Here is a 14,733-nt window from a genome sequence, read left to right as displayed (position 1 = left end):
TAAGCTGCAAGGCGGGTAGTACATAAACCAAGCCGCCCCCTACCAGATCGAAACCAGGTAGGGGGCGGCTTCCAAGTTTTTATCGAAGTTAGTCTTCTTCGTCCTCTGGTACGAAGTCAACCCCGCTCTCTTTACGCTGCTCGGGCGTAATTGGTGCCGGAGCATCGGTTAGCGGATCGTAGCCACCCCCGGACTTGGGGAAAGCAATCACGTCGCGAATCGAATCCGCGTGGGTCATCAAAGCGACGATCCGATCCCAACCAAAAGCGATTCCGCCGTGGGGAGGAGCCCCATATTTGAAGGCATTCAGTAAGAACCCAAACTTTTCTTGAGCTGCCTCCGGCGACAATCCCATCACCTGGAAAATACGTTCCTGTACATCACGGCGGTGGATACGGATCGAGCCGCCTCCGATTTCGTTACCGTTAAGCACAATATCGTAGGCGTAGGCCAGGGCATTACCCGGATCTTCCTCGAAGCGGTCAAGCCATTCTGGTTTAGGAGAAGTAAAGGCGTGGTGTACCGCGGTCCAGGCAGAACCTCCCAGCGCCACATCCCCTTCCGCTTTCGCGGCCGCGGAAGGCTTAAATAGCGGAGCGTCAACCACCCACACGAATTTCCATTCATTCGGGTCTAGCAGGTTGCAGCGGGCGCCGATTTCCAGGCGGGCTGCCCCCAGGAGGGCGCGGGCTTCATCGATCTTGCCGGCGCCAAAGAAAATGCAATCCCCCGGTTTAGCACCGGTCGCCGCAGCTAGGCCTTCCCGCTCAGTGTCGGTTAGATTCTTGGCTACCGGCCCAGACAGAGTTCCGTCATCTTCTACCTTTACGTAGGCCAGTCCTTTACCGCCGCGCGAACGCGCCCAATCTTGCCATTTATCGAAAGTCCGCCGCGGCTGGGAGGCGCCACCTGGCATCACTACTGCGCCCACGTAGTCGGCATTGGCAAACACCCTAAAGGGGGTGTCTTTGAAGTATTCAGTCAGGTCAGTTAGTTCCAGACCGAAACGTAAATCTGGTTTGTCAGTGCCGAACCGCGCCATCGCATCGGCGTAAGTCATATGGGGAATCGGGGTTTCGATATTGACATCAATCAGTTTGAAGATGTTAGTGAGTACCTGTTCAGCTACTTCAATAACGTCCTCTTGCTTAACGAAACTCATTTCCACGTCCAGCTGAGTAAACTCTGGCTGGCGATCAGCACGGAAGTCTTCGTCGCGGTAACAGCGGGCAATCTGATAGTAACGTTCCATTCCCGCCACCATCAGTAGCTGTTTAAATAGCTGGGGAGACTGCGGCAGAGCATACCAAGAGCCCGGGGCCAGGCGAGCTGGAACCAAGAAGTCCCGCGCTCCCTCGGGAGTAGACCGGGTCAAAGTCGGGGTTTCAATCTCCACGAAACCTAGAGAATCTAAAGTATCGCGAGTGACTTTAGAAACCTGAGAGCGCAGGCGCAAACGCTTTTGCATTTCGGGGCGCCGCAAATCCAGGTAACGGTATTTCAGGCGGGCGTCCTCACCAACTTTGCCAGAATCCTCCGCATGTACCGAAACCTGGAAAGGTAGAGCCGCTGCCGGGTTCAATACCTCAACTTCATCGGCGTAAACCTCAATTTCGCCGGTAGGCAGTTCCGGATTCTCGTTGCCCTCCGGGCGGGGATGTACCTCGCCTTTGATCCGCAGAACATATTCGCTGCGCAGCTCATGAGCGATTTTTTCGTCATGGATAACTACCTGCGCCACGCCGGAAGCGTCTCGTAAATCAATGAAGCAAACGCCTCCGTGATCGCGGCGGCGATCGAGCCATCCCGCAAGTTCTACTGTTTGTCCCACCAGGTCGCGGTTTAGACTTCCCGCGTCATGCGTTCTGAGCAATGCTATTCCTTTCCTCATCTAACTGTTAATAGTTTAGCCTCCCGCGCGAGTGGGAGGGATTTCCCGCCGGGGTTGGTGTCGCGTTTCACTGGCTGGGATTTCTTCACTTGCCTGCTACCTCCGGTAACGTTAAAGCGAATAACATTTAAGCAGACAGGCATAAAAATGAGCGAAATAGCCGCGGGGGCGAGTGCGCCCTCTTTTGAAACTAATCCCGACTTTGAAACCGGGGAACTAGACCTAGAGGGCAGCTTCGATACCTACGAAGCAGACGCCGCTAAAGAACAGGAAGCCCCGGAGGAAACCACTTTCTTTTCTGACCTGGGGTTACCGAAAATTATTTTAGATTCTTTAAACGATATGGGATTTACCGAGCCCACCCCGATCCAGCGGCAAGGTATCCCACCCTTGATGTCCGGGCGGGACGTAGTCGGGATTGCGCAAACTGGAACCGGGAAAACCGCGGCCTTTGGACTGCCGATTTTGACCGCCTGCAATAAAACTCCGCAGGTACAGGCCTTAATTCTGGCTCCTACCCGCGAGTTAGCTGCCCAGTCCGCTAACGCGCTCACCGACTTTGCGCGCGGATTAAAACTAAAAATAGTGCCGGTTTATGGGGGCGCCTCCTATGGCCCGCAGATTGCGGCTTTGCGTGACGGGGCACAAATCGTGGTCGGCACTCCCGGACGGATTATAGATTTAATGGAACGCGGGGAACTAGATTTATCGGCGCTCAAATTCTTCGTCCTGGATGAAGCAGATGAGATGCTGCGCATGGGATTTTCCGAGGACGTGGACCAAATTGCTAGTGGCGCTAACCGGGATGCCATTCGCGCCCTCTTTTCTGCCACTATGCCTCCCGCAATCAAACGAATCGCGGAGCGTCACCTGTCCGATCCCGTAGAGATTTCGATCGCGCCGCAGTCATCGACAGTTGAAACGGTAAATCAGACCTATGCGGTAGTGCCTTTCAAATTCAAATCCGAGGCTCTATGCCGCGTACTAGCCCTCAGTGATGCCGAGGCTTCCATTGTGTTTGTGCGCACCCGGATCGACGCCGAACAGGTGGGAGCAGAGCTTCAAAACGCCGGATTCTTGGCGGCGGCTATCAGCGGAGATGTAGCCCAAGCAGAGCGCGAACGGATTGTATCGCGCCTGAGAGAAGGCACCTTAGATGTATTGGTGGCCACCGATGTAGCTGCTCGCGGCCTGGATGTCGAACGCATCGGATTAGTAGTTAACTATGACGTACCACGCGAACCCGAAGCCTATGTGCATCGCATTGGCCGCACCGGAAGAGCTGGACGCGAAGGAACTTCCCTAACCTTCTTTACTCCGCGGGAGCGCCCTCGAAAACGCATAATTGAAAAACTTACCGGTGAAGAAATGACCGAAGTATTTATTCCTTCTCCCGACCAAGTAGCGCAGGCACGAGCGAATCGGATGACCGAACAGATTGACCGGCGCCTCGAAAAAGGCGAAATGGAAGTCTACTATGACGCTATCCAAGATCTGGTAGTGGCTAAAGGAATGGATATTGGGGACGCAGCCGCCGCATTGTTGGCCTTAGCAAGCGGGGATTTTGGACCCAAGAAACGCAAACTGGAATTCCGGGTTCGCCGGGAGGAGAAGGTAGACGAATTAGGGCGCTTCATCTCCGCCAGTTTCGAAGAAGGCCGTGAAAAAGAAGCAGGCAAGAGTGCTGGAGGAAAGGGAGCCGCCCGCCGACACTTCTCCTCCAGTTCTTCTCGGCGCTATCGAGTGGAGGTAGGACGCCGGGATCGAGTAAAACCCGGAGCTATTGTGGGAGCAATCACCGGAGAAGGTGGTCTAAAAGGTGGTGACGTGGGGCATATCGATATTTTGCAGAGTTTCTCGCTAGTAGAGATGGCTCGCCCGCTTTCCCCCGAAACTATCCGTAAGATTGCCAAAGCCCGGGTATCGGGGCGCACCCTCCGGATGCGCGAGGACGAAGGTCCAGGTAAACATAGCGGTAAAAAGCACGGGAAAAAACGTGATTTTAAACGGAAGCGCCGAGGCTAGATACTGACGGTATTAAAAGCATAGTCTCGGTTAAGCCGCGCTGCAGGTGAGGTACGCTTTGGGACGCAGTGGGTTTCGGCTCGCCGGGTCTACAAGGCTGGACTATGCCTGGAGACTAAAGCCTTATCCAGCCAGGCAGCTGCCAGAAGACACCAGTTGTTCTTCCGCGGTTTCCAAACTAACCTGTCCCTTAACTTTTACATCCTTACCAAAGCTAAACGGCCCGGTAACTTTAAAACCGGTAGCCTGCCGCAAGGAGGGCACTCCCTGGGGGAAGCGCGCCTCAAAATCAGAGATCTTCTTAAAGTAATGGGAATCCAAATCCACTGCTACATCTTGTTCATTGACTTTACGCAGGTGATAGTCCTCGTCAAGATCGTAAATATCCGAACGTAACAAAGCTAATTCATTAGTGGTTTTTACCGGGAGGAAGCGGCTGCGGGGTACCAAAATGGCGGTTGCGCCTTTAAAGGAAGCGATTGCTGCCCCCATCGCGGTTTCCATTTGGATCACCGCGGGGCTCTTTGGATCGGAAGGATCAACCGTCTTGTGGTTGGCGATCAGGGGCAGCCCCAATACCGCGTTTCTTTCTACCAAGGCATCCCGCAGCTTCACCAGGTCAAACCAGAGATTATTGGTATGGAAGAACGGATGGCGATGCTCGTCGGTAAAGTAATCCATCTGCTCGGGCGGAGTCTGGGCGGTATCCCGTAAAATCAATTGTCCATCTGCCTTACGGATCGCTAAATGCCCGCCTTTGCGATCATTAATAGTACGCACGCAAAGCTCTGCTGCATAAGGGGCACTACTAGCCGCGAACCAGCCTGCGATTTCCGCATTCGGGGTAGCCCCCAAATTGTCGGAGTTCGAAGTCATCGCATAGCGATAACCCGCTTCAATGAGTTTATCTAACAATCCAGAACCATACAGAGCGGTATAGATATCACCGTGACCAGGCGGACACCACTCTAAAGAGGGATCTTTTTCCCAAGCAACCGGGGTCAAATCATCGGCTCGCAGTTTCGGTTCTTGATTTTGCAAGAAGTCCAGGGGTAAACCAGCAACTTCAATGTCCGGGTAGCGCGTCAAGGCTGCCAAGGTATCCGCTTGAGTACGGAAAGAATTCATAAAAATCAGCGGCAGGCTTACCCCGTACTCTTTACGGGCAGCGAGCACCTGTTGACAGATGATATCTAGAAAAGTTAGCCCCTCGCGCACCGGTAACAAGGACTTAGCTTTATCCATTCCCATGGAGGTACCTAATCCCCCATTGAGTTTAATCATCACGGTTTTAGCTAGCGCAGCCTGCGCCTGCTGCGGGGTGACTTGATTATCTTCCAGACGATCAACGCTGGTCAGCGGAGAAATTGTTTCCTCGGGAATAAAACCGGTGTGTCCATCTTCTAACACCTGGTAGTAGTGAGAAAAAACAGAGATTGCTGCCGGACTAACCCCAGCTTTCTCCATTTTTTGTTTCGCCTGAGATAATCCTGACTTGCTCATCTAAAACCTCTTTGTTTTCGTTTTACCTCTAAAAGGACTCCACTTGCTTTAGCCAAGCTTCCCGAGCTTTCAGGGATTCTTGTAGCTCTGCCGCTTTTTTAGTATCCCCGTAAGCTTCTGCCTGGGCAATCTCTGTCTTAATCTGGTCGATAAGATCTTTAAGCTGTCCCGCCATGCCTGCGGCGCGCGCCTTGGTTTCCGGGTTGGATTTACGCCAGATTTCCTCTTCCAAGTCGCGAAGGTGATCCTCGACTGCTCGCATTCGCCGTTCCACACGATCGATATCGCCGCGCGGCACATGGCCGATCTCGTCCCACTGCTCTTGTAAAGGTCGCAGGCGAGACTTGATCTCTTCTACGTCGGTGAGCTCTTTGAGGGCTTCCGCCTTTAGCAACAGAGCTTCTTTCTTCGCCAGATTCTCCCCTTCTAGCGCATTGACGGCTTCATTTTGGGCATTACGTGCGTCAAAGAACTTTTGCTGCGCCCGGTGGAATCGTTGCCAAAGGGCATCATCATCACGGCGGGAAGCTCGTCCCGCGCTCTTCCAACGCTGCATCAAATCCCGGTAAGCGCGAGCTGTCTCACCCCAGTTTGTAGAATCCGAGAGCGCTTCGGCCTCTGCGATTAATTCTTCTTTCGCGGCCTTGGCCTGCGCCTGGGTGGCATCTAACTCGGTGAAGAAGGCGCGGCGTTTCTTATCAAAGGTGGATCGAGCACTGGCAAAGCGTTTCCAGAGTTCATCTTCTACGCCCCGATCAATCCGCGGACCGGCATGCTGCAAGCGTTTCCACTCGTCCAGCAGATCACGGAGCTCTTTTCCGGAATTTTTCCACTGGGTGCGAGCAGAATCTTGCGCTGCGATTTCTTCGGCTCGCGTTACTACTTTTTCGCGGTTTTTACGGGCTTCTTCTTTCGCTTCAGCCCGTTGCGCGGCAGCCTCTTCTTTACGCTGATCGGCTTTTTCCTGTAGCTGCGCAACTTTTTCCCGCAATGCCGGCAGATCACCCACTGCAGCCGGCTCACTAACCTGTTCGCGCAGTGACTTCATGGTCTGGTCTATCTCGCGTTCAGCTAGTCTGGGGAGCCGCTCGGCAAACAGTGACACTTGGGCGGCTATATCCAGGTAGCGCCGCACATAGATATTAAGGGGGTTGTCGGGAACCTCTGCCGGGAACTGTCCTATCTGGCGTTCTGCTTCACCGTCTTTGACCCAGACACGTCCTTCGTCATCAACGCGCCCAAAAGGCAAGGCTGCAGAAAAATCAGGGGTTCTTACCGGCTTTACCGGTAGGTTATCTTTCGCTAAGTGAATCTTCCCCGGGGTGGGTACGGGCTTGGGCTTCGGAGCGATATCGGGCTGTTCAGTCACTAATTTTTCCTTAAATCAGTTATTTTAGCGGCTAGGATTAGCCGCCTGCGCGCGGAGCTTATTGCTCCTTAACCATATTATGCCTTAGAGCAACTAAACCACCAAGGACGCACATCCTTTAAGATAAACCTATGCGGATCGAAAAGTTTTATGCACCCTACTATGGTGAAAACCCCTATTTACTCTTAGCTCCCGGCAGTCGGGAAGCCCTGGTGGTAGACCCTGGATCTGGCGCCTTGGATCAGCTGCAAGTTACGCTGCAGCGCCTAGAGGTAACCGTGGCGGCGGTGCTGTGTACTCATGGACACGCTGACCATATTTGGGATGCCCACGCTATTGCGGGCAAGGCTCCGGTCTATATACCGGCTCCCGATGAGTACCGTTTCCACCCCGAAAAACTGGATCCTCGCGAACGTACCGAGCATGAGCTATCGCTCTCTCCTTGGAAAGAACCTGAAAATTTGCAGGTATTGCCAGGGGTAGCTACCAGCGAAGGGGCAGAACTTGCGCCGGGAATTTTTATGCGAGCAGTTCCAGCTCCCGGGCATACGGAAGGATCCACACTATTCCTTTTCGAAGCCGAGACCCTGTCCGGCAATGCAAAGCAGGAAATGGACGCTATTTACGATCAGTGGCTGGGCGAATCGGGACAGGAAAAACACCCTCCTCGCCAGCTGGCTTTATCAGGAGACGTGATCTTTGCCGGCTCGGTAGGTCGCACTGATCTACCCGGGGGTGATTCCCAGCAAATGCTGCATACTTTGCGCACCCTACAAAATGTGATTCATCCGGATACCCTGCTACTTCCCGGACACGGATCGGCAACGGTATTTGGGTTGGAAAAAGCCCACAACCCCTTCTTGGCGCAGGCTAGATACCAGGGATAACAGTTTTCCACAGCCGCAATAGGTTTTCGTTTTCCTTACCAGGCGCTGGCAGCTTTGTTTCAGGTTGCTCGTGCCGCAACGCTAAGTCCATGGAAGCAATCCTGGTTGATGCCTTGGGGAACCAGTCGCTGCAAGGGGCAGCGCGATCCTCACTACTGCGCGGTAGTCGGTTTATTCATAGTCATTGCGGAGCGGTTGATTTACTGGCGGAGCCGGTTACTTTGGCATCCATCTATGGGCGTGCCCTATTTTTGGCTCCCCTGGTTCCTAGGGGTTGTTTCCTGTCGGCTCACTCTGCCGCCTGGGTTTGGGCCGGATACTCCCATCCCCCACAGACGATTTATATCGCAAGTTTTCGCCGTCCCCGGCGCGCAGCTGATTGTCGCTACTGGATCCAACTAGATGCGCCCTCGCAGCTGCGCCTGAAGCAACAGGGAATTTACGTAATCGGGTGCAATAGAGGAGGCGGCGGCGACTTAAACAGTCAACCGGCTAGGTCTAGCCTGGGCGCAACTAATGATTTTGTGCGCATAGGGAAAGTCAATCTGCTTAGCCCGCCAGCTGCTCTGAACTATTGTGATCAACACCCCCACCTGGCCGGTAAGGACTGTTGGAACCGCGCCCTCCTATTGGCTTTGGCTGACCGATTGTTTCCGCAAAGTACCGGTGGTGCGTTTCGCTAAAAACACCCCCGGGATCTTTTGGATATCATTCAAAATCGCGTGCAGGTAACGAGAATCTGCCACTTCGAAGGTGTAACGGGAAGTAGCTACCCGATCTGAAGAAGTGTTCATTGAAGCCGCCAAGATATTAGCGCGATAATCCGCCAATACCTGGGTAACATCATTAATTAGTCCCTCACGATCAAGTGCCTGGATCTCAATTTCAACCTGGAACTTTGCAGTCGGATGCTCTGCCCAAGAAACTGGCACCACCCGCTCGGGATGAGCCATCAGGTTTTGAGCGTTAGAACACTCCTCCCGATGGACGGAAACCCCGTGACCCCGGGTAACAAACCCCACGATTTTATCGCCTGGCAGGGGGTTACAGCAGCGGGCAATCTTCGTCCAGATTTCTCCCTGTTTCATCCCTTCTACTTGGATCCCGGTACCTTCGTTACCACCGCTAGGGCGCGCCTCTACTTGTTCGGGAAGCACGGCCTCGGACAGGGTTTCTTCCGCGCCGTCTTCTCCCCCGGCACTTTCCATGAGTTTTTCAACCACATGCGCTGGCGAAACATGGTGGCTACCGACAGCCGCATAAAGCGCAGAAATATCGGAATATCCCATCCCGGAGGCGAGGGCGGTCATAGTGTCATGACTCATCAGGCGCTGCAACGGTAGGTTTTGCTTGCGCATATAGGACGAGATAAGACCTTGACCTGCCTCGATAGCCTCTTCGCGACGTTCTTTAGAGAACCAGGCCTTAATTTTATTGCGCGCACGCGGACTGGCCACAAACTTTAACCAATCCCGTGAAGGCCCGGAGTTAGGAGAGCGGGAAGTTAGCACCTCAACGCTATCCCCATTTTCCAATTTGGTATCTAGAGGAACCAGTTTTCCGCCAACTTTCGCCCCCACGGTGCGATTGCCAACCTCGGTATGTACCGCGTATGCAAAATCTACCGGTGTAGCCCCAGCGGGTAGCTCTTTAACTTCCCCGGCCGGGGTGAACACATATACCCGGGAACCGGACATTTCATAGCGCAGCGAATCCAAAAACTCGCCCGGGTCTTGGGTTTCCTTTTGCCAATCCACCAATTGGCGCAGCCAACCCATTTCGCCACTATCAGCCAATACCCCTTTGGTATCACCGGCTGATTTAGCGTTGGGGTTTTCTTTGTAGCGCCAATGAGCTGCGATTCCGTATTCTGCGCTGCGATGCATCTCCCAGGTACGAATCTGGATTTCTACCGGTTTGCCCCCAGGTCCTACCACCGTAGTATGTAGCGACTGATAAAGATTAAATTTAGGCATTGCAATATAGTCTTTGAAACGCCCGGGGATCGGGTTCCACCGGGCATGCATTTCCCCAAGAACCGCATAGCAATCCCGCACCGTATCTACCAGTACTCGCACCCCAACTAGATCATAAATATCGTCAAAGTCGCGGCCACGCACAATCATCTTTTGATAGATGGAATAGTGATGTTTGGGACGGCCAGTTACTTGTCCCGCAATCTTATTTACCCGCAGGTCTTCTTTGATCTTGTCGATTACTTCCCGCAGATATTTTTCTCGCTCTGGGGCGCGTTCATGCACCAGGTTATCGATTTCTTCATACAGGTCTGGGTAGAGAGTTTTGAAGGCCAGATCTTCTAACTCCCATTTGATGGTGTTCATCCCCAGGCGATGCGCGAGGGGGGCAAAAATCTCTAGGGTTTCCCGCGCCTTGTTTTGCGCCGACTTGGGAGAAACATATTTCCAGGTGCGGGCATTGTGGAGGCGGTCGCCCAGTTTTATCACCAGTACCCGAATATCACGGGACATAGAGATGATCATTTTGCGCACAGTTTCGGACTGCGCCGCCTGCCCGTAGGTAACTTTGTCGAGTTTAGTTACCCCATCAACCAGGAGGGCAATTTCTTCCCCAAAATCACTGGTCAGTTGCTCCAGGGTATAGTCGGTGTCCTCTACCGTGTCATGCAGGAGCGCCGCCGCCAAAGTGGTGCTGGTCATCCCAATTTCTGCCAAAATAGTGGACACCGCTACCGGATGGGTAATATAGGGCTCCCCAGATTTACGAAACTGTCCTTCATGGCAGCGTGAGGCCGTCTGATAGGCGCGTTCAATCAAGGAAATATCGGCTTTAGGATGATTGGCACGTAGAGCCCGCACCAAGGCTTGAATATGGGGATCGATGTTCTTTGAACGCCCAGTTAACCAGGCCAAGGAAGCACGTACCCGCGAGGACGGAACTGCGCTGGCGCCCTCATCGGGAGTGATAGAACTCATGCATATAGTTTAGTGACCCACCAGTCATTTCCCCAATTCGCCAGTTAAATATGCCAATGGAAAGGAAAGGAGAGGTAAATACGCTAGATCAGAGTCAGGGCTTCACATTCTAGATCGCCGATATGCGCGCGACCCTCTAGTTCTTCCAGCTCCATCAAGACGCACACCGATTCTACGATTCCACCCGCCCGTTTAATCAGCGCCGCCGAAGCATTTACGGTGCCACCAGTAGCCAAAACGTCATCGAGTACCAAGACCCGCGCGCCCTCGTTAATCGAATCCGGCTGCAGTTCCATTCGAGATTTGCCGTACTCGAGGCCGTAGTCGATCCCGATTACCGGACCGGGAAGTTTGCCGGCTTTGCGAATCATTAAGGTACCTAGACCCAGTTCGACCGCTACCGGAGCCGCAATCAGGAATCCGCGAGACTCTAAGCCGGCAACTAAATCGACCCGACCTCGATAAAAGTTGGCTAGTCCTTTCACGAGCTGAGAAAACGCTTCCCCGTTAGCCAATAGCGGAGAAATATCCCTAAAGAGTACCCCGGTTTGCGGAAAATCCGGTACATCGCGCAGATTATCGCGAATAATTTTTCCTAAGGGAGCGAGTTTGGGGTTTATCATCGTTTGCTCCTGGGTGTGCGTTTGGGTTGTGCCTGTTGTCCCTGGTGATGTCCAGCTTTCAAAGGCTGCGCCACCCGGGAAAGCTCGGTCTCCTTGCCCTCAACTTGCTCACTGCCGCCAGCCCGTTTCGCCAGTACCTTTTGGGTGTGGCTGGAAATCTTTTCGGTGCGAGAACGCAGCACCATCAGCATAGAGGGAGCAATCAGAATCGAAGATAAAGTACCGGCGATCATCCCCACAAATAACGCTAGCGAGATATCACGCAGAGTGCCGCCCCCGAGAGTGATCCAGGAAATCAACAGGATCGAGGTCACCGGCAGCAGCGCTACTACCGAGGTATTGATCGAACGCACCAGCGTCTGGTTAATGGCCAGGTTAACGATCTCACCGTAAGTCGAGCGGGTTTGCTGCTCGAAATCAACTGAAAGCTCACGAACTTTATCGAAGACCACCACGGTGTCATAGAGGGAGTAACCCAAAATGGTGAGCACCCCAATAATGGTGGCCGGGGAAATCTCTACCCGAGTCAGTGCCAAAACCAGACCGGTGATTAGCACGTCATGACACAGCGCGAACAACGCCGAGAATGCCATCGTCCAGGTTCTAAAATATGCCCACAACATCAGGGCTACCAGGACAAAGAAAATCACCAAAGATTGCAGTGCCTTAAAGGTCACGTCTGCGCCCCAAGACGGGCCAATCGTAGTCGCCGCTACCTTAGCTTCTGGCACGTTGTAGGCTTTCGCTAGATCCGATACCACCTGGCGTTTAGAAGTGATATCTAGCGAAACAGATTGCACCCGAATCGAAGAAGCTCCCACCGAATTAACCGAAGACCCCTTCAATTTAGGATTCGTATTTACTACTTTTTGCGCCGGAGCCTGATCTCGACCGGCTACTGAAGAAACCGTAAACTCGGTTCCGCCCTTAAAATCAATGGAACGCTCCAACCCCAGTACCGACATAGCCAGTACTGAAATCAGCATTAGCGCCACCCCCGCAATCAGCAGGTATTTACGGTTGCCAATGAACCGGTACGATTTGCGACCAGAATAGAGGGCGTTACCCCAACTTGCGAAACTCACTTTTCTTCCTCCTGGTCCGTCGCGGATACTGACGCTAACTCATCTGTGGCAGCATCATCCTGGTTGGAATCCTCGTTTGCCGCTTCTGACTGCTCAGCTTTGCTCTCAGCGGGCTGGTTTGAATCTTCTTCCGGCTTAGTTTTGTAAACAGAGCGGATCTTACGGACTTGCCCCGCGCCTACATAGCGATAGGTTCCCCGCTGAGCCCCCAAGTGTTCCGGATCAAGACCAGATAGTTTATGACCCTCACCGTAGAACTTAAAGCGCAGCAGCCACACCATCATCGGGTGAGTGAAGATAAAGATTAACGCCAAGTCAATCAAGGTAGTGATCCCGAGGGTGAAGGCGAAGCCCTGCACCCCGCCCACGGCCAGGAAGTAGAGTACGCAAGCGGCTAGCACGTTCACCAAGTCGGAGGTAACGATCGTGCGTTTCGCCCGATCCCAACCCACGCTGACCGCGCTAGATAGCGCTTTGCCATCGCGTACCTCGTCGCGAATCCTCTCGAAGTAGATAATGAAGGAGTCCGCGGTGGTACCGATAGACACGATCACGCCGGCAATACCGGCCAGGGAGAGGCGGTAGCCCATCCCCCAGGACAATAAAGTCAAAGTCAGATAAAGCAGTACCCCTGCGCTCACCAGGGAGCCTACTGCTACAACTGCTAGGCCGCGGTATTGCCAGATCAGGTAGAACACCACCAAAATCAGACCAATAATACCGGCGATAACCCCATAACGTAGCTGGTCAGAACCTAAAGTTGCTGATACCTGCTGCTCGGATTGCACATCGAAGTTAAGTGGCAACGAACCGAACTTTAACTGGTTAGCTAAGGCAGTCGAAGATGAGCGAGTGAAAGATCCCGAAATTTCCGCTTTACCGTTAGTAATCGCGTTGTTTACTCCGGGAGCTGAAACCACCAGTCCATCCAGCACGATGGCGAAGCGGTTCTTGTCATTGGTTTGCCCCGCCGGTAAACCGTTTTCTCCTGGAACCGGTTGCTGACGGTACTTCATCATCCGGGTGGTGATATCGGCGAATTTGGAAGCCCCCTGCTTATCAAAAGACAGGCTTACAATCCACTGTCCGGTGGATTGTCCGGAAGCCCCGGTACCCATACCAGATTCTGCAGAGGAAATCCGAGCACCTGATACCTCTGCCGGCGAAAGAATATATTTTTCCTGTCCTTCGCTAGAGCAGGCTACCAGCGGTTTTTTAATATCTCCGGAAGAGCCGCCCTCCAAAGAACTCTTTTGCTGACAATCTTTGGCATAGAATTCTTCCAAGACTTTTTCGGTAATCCAGGCATCATCCGAATTATCTTTCGGCTGACTGGTAGGCTGATCGCTGATCTTGCCGTCATGGTTTAGATCAGCCAATTCTTTAGCGAAAGCTTGCGGATCGATATTTGCCGATTGTGCCTGCTTCTTGCCAGCTTGTTGCTGCTGTGCCTGCTGAGCAATCACCGATTGGGGAACCCCCGGAGCCGAGCGAAGCACCGCCCGGAAATACAACTCGGCAGACTGGCGCACCAAATCCAAAGTTTCTTTCGAAGGGTTACCGGGTAAGGACACCAAAATATTGGAGTTCCCCTGAGAGGTAATCTCCGCTTCGGAAACTCCGGAAGCATCGACACGCTGCCGAATAACCTCAATCGCTTGCGTAATATCCTCAGCCGTAACCGCGCGTTTCGCTCCGGAAGCAGCGTTAGCTTTCGGGGTGAGGATCAGCTGAGTACCCCCCTCCAAATCTAGAGCTAGAGAGGGAGTCGGTTTAGCCTTCTTAGTGAGCACCCCCACCAGCAAGGTCCCTGTTAAAGCCAGCACAAGTACCAGGAAAAACGCCAGTGTGCGCCCGGCGTGATATTTTTTCTTCGCCAATGTTGTTCTTTCCGTTATCTACGGTGATTATTCTTCGCTATTTAGTTATTTTCGCTTGATTCGCTATCAGAGGATGCACCCTCGTTTTTTTCCTCGTCAACTGGAGTTTCTTCTGTCGAGGATTCTACCGCCGGATCCTTAGCCTCTTCGTTGCTATCTGCTTTATCTGCGCTGGCGTCCCCGGCGTCCTCGGCGTTAGTATCCGCGGTATCGGGAGCGAACGGGGGGTTTCCTACGCTGACAATCGCCCGGGATGTCCACAGAGTTTCGGTTCCATCCGAGGTCTCTAGCACGATTACGTCCCCATCGGTGTCTACATAGCGTCCATAAAAACCTGAAGTGGTCATCACCCAGGCGCCGGGCACCATATCGTTAGCTAGTTTGTCACGCTGCTCTGCTTGTTTCTTCTTGGCATTGCGTGAAGAAAAAATCATCATCAATAAGAATGCGCCGATGACGGCTAGAAGTACTCCACTTCCCATTGTTAACCTTCCAGTCTAAAATTCTTTAACCTTA

Annotated in this window: 11 protein-coding genes; 3 read left to right on the top strand and 8 right to left on the bottom strand. The window is 53.1% G+C overall.

Annotation, left to right across the window (positions count from 1 at the left end; translation table 11 throughout):
* Positions 1–88 precede the first annotated feature (88 nt).
* A complete protein-coding gene (gene aspS / locus E6072_RS07890; protein ID WP_316694961.1) occupies positions 89–1,873 on the bottom strand; it encodes an aspartate--tRNA ligase in 1,785 nt (594 codons plus the stop codon).
* A gap of 165 nt (positions 1,874–2,038) precedes the next feature.
* Here aspS and E6072_RS07885 point away from each other — a divergent pair, with 165 nt between their 5' ends.
* On the top strand, positions 2,039–3,916 hold the full coding sequence (locus E6072_RS07885; RefSeq protein WP_316694933.1) for a DEAD/DEAH box helicase: 1,878 nt from the start codon (positions 2,039–2,041) through the stop codon (positions 3,914–3,916).
* 123 nt (positions 3,917–4,039) lie between these two features.
* Here E6072_RS07885 and E6072_RS07880 read toward each other — a convergent pair whose 3' ends face one another.
* A complete protein-coding gene (locus tag E6072_RS07880) occupies positions 4,040–5,419 on the bottom strand; it encodes a UTP--glucose-1-phosphate uridylyltransferase (protein ID WP_316694931.1) in 1,380 nt (459 codons plus the stop codon).
* A gap of 28 nt (positions 5,420–5,447) precedes the next feature.
* Positions 5,448–6,788 (bottom strand): DUF349 domain-containing protein, encoded by a 1,341-nt coding sequence (locus E6072_RS07875; RefSeq protein ID WP_316694930.1) that lies wholly within the window; start codon positions 6,786–6,788, stop codon positions 5,448–5,450.
* 131 nt (positions 6,789–6,919) lie between these two features.
* On the opposite strand from E6072_RS07875, the gene E6072_RS07870 reads away from it, so the two are divergent.
* Together E6072_RS07870 and E6072_RS07865 are read left to right on the top strand one after the other, a co-directional pair.
* Positions 6,920–7,675: an MBL fold metallo-hydrolase gene (locus E6072_RS07870; RefSeq protein WP_316694929.1), complete on the top strand. Its 756-nt coding sequence runs from the start codon at positions 6,920–6,922 to the stop codon at positions 7,673–7,675.
* 89 nt (positions 7,676–7,764) lie between these two features.
* Positions 7,765–8,358 carry a hypothetical protein gene (locus tag E6072_RS07865; RefSeq protein WP_316694928.1) on the top strand — a complete coding sequence of 198 codons (594 nt, stop codon included), beginning with the start codon at positions 7,765–7,767 and terminating at the stop codon, positions 8,356–8,358.
* On the opposite strand, the gene E6072_RS07860 is transcribed toward E6072_RS07865, so the two are convergent.
* The 5 genes from E6072_RS07860 to yajC all read right to left on the bottom strand — a co-directional run bounded on the left by E6072_RS07860 (position 8,302) and on the right by yajC (position 14,699).
* A complete protein-coding gene (locus E6072_RS07860) occupies positions 8,302–10,629 on the bottom strand; it encodes a bifunctional (p)ppGpp synthetase/guanosine-3',5'-bis(diphosphate) 3'-pyrophosphohydrolase (RefSeq protein WP_316694926.1) in 2,328 nt (775 codons plus the stop codon). The two genes, E6072_RS07865 and E6072_RS07860, sit on opposite strands and share 57 nt — an antisense overlap.
* Before the next feature lie 83 nt (positions 10,630–10,712).
* Positions 10,713–11,252, bottom strand: coding sequence for an adenine phosphoribosyltransferase (locus E6072_RS07855; RefSeq protein ID WP_316694924.1), 540 nt, complete (start codon positions 11,250–11,252; stop codon positions 10,713–10,715).
* Complete coding sequence (gene secF, locus E6072_RS07850; RefSeq protein ID WP_316694923.1) at positions 11,249–12,337, bottom strand: protein translocase subunit SecF; 1,089 nt, start codon at positions 12,335–12,337, stop codon at positions 11,249–11,251. Before secF ends, E6072_RS07855 begins: the two co-directional genes overlap by 4 nt.
* Positions 12,334–14,217 carry a protein translocase subunit SecD gene (secD, locus tag E6072_RS07845; protein ID WP_316694922.1) on the bottom strand — a complete coding sequence of 628 codons (1,884 nt, stop codon included), beginning with the start codon at positions 14,215–14,217 and terminating at the stop codon, positions 12,334–12,336. The genes secF and secD overlap by 4 nt, the downstream gene beginning before the upstream one ends.
* Before the next feature lie 41 nt (positions 14,218–14,258).
* Entirely contained in the window at positions 14,259–14,699 is a 441-nt protein-coding gene (yajC, locus tag E6072_RS07840; protein ID WP_316694921.1) for a preprotein translocase subunit YajC, read from the bottom strand.
* Positions 14,700–14,733 lie beyond the last annotated feature (34 nt).

Origin of the sequence: Varibaculum cambriense (assembly GCF_032557235.1) — a bacterium.
GTDB lineage: Bacteria > Actinomycetota > Actinomycetes > Actinomycetales > Actinomycetaceae > Varibaculum > Varibaculum cambriense_C.
This window is presented reverse-complemented; position numbering and strand designations above follow the sequence as displayed.